Annotated in this window: 2 protein-coding genes and 1 pseudogene; all 3 read right to left on the minus strand. The window is 64.1% G+C overall.

Annotation, left to right across the window (positions count from 1 at the left end):
* A pseudogene (locus WEA77_RS12650) lies at positions 1 to 468 on the minus strand (amidohydrolase); the annotation flags it as partial.
* On the minus strand, positions 465 to 1871 hold the full coding sequence (locus tag WEA77_RS12655) for an amidohydrolase (RefSeq protein ID WP_368068243.1): 1407 nt from the start codon (positions 1869 to 1871) through the stop codon (positions 465 to 467). The gene WEA77_RS12655 and the pseudogene WEA77_RS12650, both read right to left, overlap by 4 nt.
* Before the next feature lie 71 nt (positions 1872 to 1942).
* A partial coding sequence (locus WEA77_RS12660) for a hypothetical protein (protein WP_368068244.1) occupies positions 1943 to 2195 on the minus strand: 253 nt, incomplete at its 5' end.

Raw genomic sequence — 2195 nt, forward strand, 5'->3', positions numbered from 1 at the left:
CAGGCCGGACGTATCGGCGAGGAAGCCCTGTCCGCCGAACAGTTTCGACCGGGCCTGCGGCGCGACCACCAACCGCGTGAAGCCGGCGAGCCGGGTCACGGGGATCGAGGTGGCGTCCGGGTTGAAGCCGTCCGCACTGTTCAGCGCAGCCGAAAAGGCTGACGACCCGGCGCCGTCATCATTTGCCGCGTCCACACCGCTGACTTCGGAAAGGCCGGTGCGGGAGAAGGCAGAGATCAGACCGGGCGTGACCCATTCGGCGCGCACTTGCGCCGCGCCGGCGGGTACCCGCGTGGACGCCGGACCGACCGACACGATGCGGCCATTGTCGATGACCACGACACCGTCGGTGATCGTGCCCTGGGCGGTGCCCGTCCAGACCGACTTGCCATAAATCGCCACCGGCTCTGCGGCGGCGGCGGATGCGGCGACGAGCGCTGCGAAGCTGACAATCAGGCAGCGGATCATTTGCGGTCTCCTTCGCCAGGCTGACCAAGTTCAAAATCAGTTACTGGCTGGCTGGCCGGGTCATCCCGGTCAAACATCAGCGCGCCGTCCACATAGACCTTCTCGGCTTTGGCATAGCTGCTGAACGGATTGCCGGACCAGACCACCACATCCGCCATCTTGCCTGGCTCGAGGCTGCCGGTGCGGTCGTCCACGCCGAGCGACTTCGCCGGGTTCAGCGACAACCACTGCCACGCCACTTCAATCGGCACATCGATCCCGATGCGTTTGCCATCAGCCCATGCCTTGGCGGCTTCCTGGTTCAGGCGCTGGATTCCGACATCGCTGTCGGAATGCACGATTGCGCAGGCGCCGGCATTGTGGACAAGGGGGATGTTCTCCGGGATGGCGTCATAGGCTTCCATCTTGAAGCCCCACCAGTCCGCCCACATCGACGAGCAAGCCCCATACTCGGCCAGCTTGTCGGCGATCTTGTAGCTTTCTACTGCATGGTGGAAGGCCGTGACCTTGTAGCCGAATTCCTTCGAGATATCGAGGATCTGCGCCATCTCGTCGGCGCGGTAGCAGTGCATGTGGACGAGGATTTCACCGTTCAGCACGCCGGCCAGCGTCTCCAGTTCGAGATCGCGCTTCGGCGGATCACCGCTACCATCAGCGGCCTTGTCCATCTGCTTCTTGTAATCGGTCGCCTTGATCCAGGCATCGCGGTAACCCGCGACATTGCCCATGCGCGAGTAAGGTGCACCGCCCGGCGTCGTGCCGCGGCCATAGCCGTAGACGCGCTTGGGATTCTCGCCGCAGGCCATCTTCAGCGTGTAGGGCGCGTCCGGAAACTTCATCGCCTGCACCGTCCGCGCAGGGACGTTCTTCAGCGTGACACCGCGGCCACCGAACAGGTTGGCACTGCCCGGCAGGATCTGCAGCGAGGTTATGCCGCCCGCGAGTGCACGCGTGAAACCAGGATCCTGCGGCCAGACGGAATGCTCGACCCAGACTTCCGCCGTCACCGGGCCGGAAATCTCGTTGCCATCTGCATGCGGTTCGACGCCGGGTGACGGATAGGCACCGAGGTGGCTGTGATTGTCGATGATGCCGGGCGTGACCCACTTGCCGCGCGCGTCCACCGTGACGGCACCTTCCGGCGCCGTGAGGTCCGTGCCGACGGCCTTGATCCTGCCGCCCTCGACCAGCACCGCGCCGTTTTCGATCAGCCCGCCCTTGCCATCGATCACGGTGGCATTGGCAATCAGCATCGTCTGCGAAGGATACGGCTTGTAGGTCGACGGGAAAGGATTGGCGGTCGCCGACCCGGGCCCGTCCTTTTCCTTGCGGCTTCCCGGTGCCTCGCACGCAGCAAGGACGAACCCCGCTGCCGCGATCAGGCAAAGTTTTCTGAATTGCATTGCAGCCCCGCATGTCTCCCAAGCAGACATGTGTGCGGCGTTTTCACTGTATGGCAAGGGCGCAATCGCGGTTAGTCAGCGAACAAGCGTTTCTGGCGGCCGAACACCTTCGTCATCAGCCAGTCGGGCGCCATTTTCTCGATGCGCGGATGACGCGTCAGCACCCCCTCCATCCAGCGGCGCCCCCAGACGGCATTGCGTGCGAGCAGGACCGCACCAACAATCGCCATGGGCAGGGCGAACGGCAGGAAGGGCGTTGCCAAGCCCACCGGAACCGACAGAACAATCAGGCCAAGACCGGACACTGCCAGAACCTGACGGTAG

The organism is Hyphomonas sp. (assembly GCF_040882205.1).
Lineage (GTDB): Bacteria > Pseudomonadota > Alphaproteobacteria > Caulobacterales > Hyphomonadaceae > Hyphomonas.

What these genes read in the sequence shown, in the direction of transcription:
- WEA77_RS12655 (WP_368068243.1), bottom strand. Translation starts at nt 1,871, where the DNA reads ATGCAATTCAGAAAACTTTGCCTGATCGCGGCAGCGGGGTTCGTCCTT.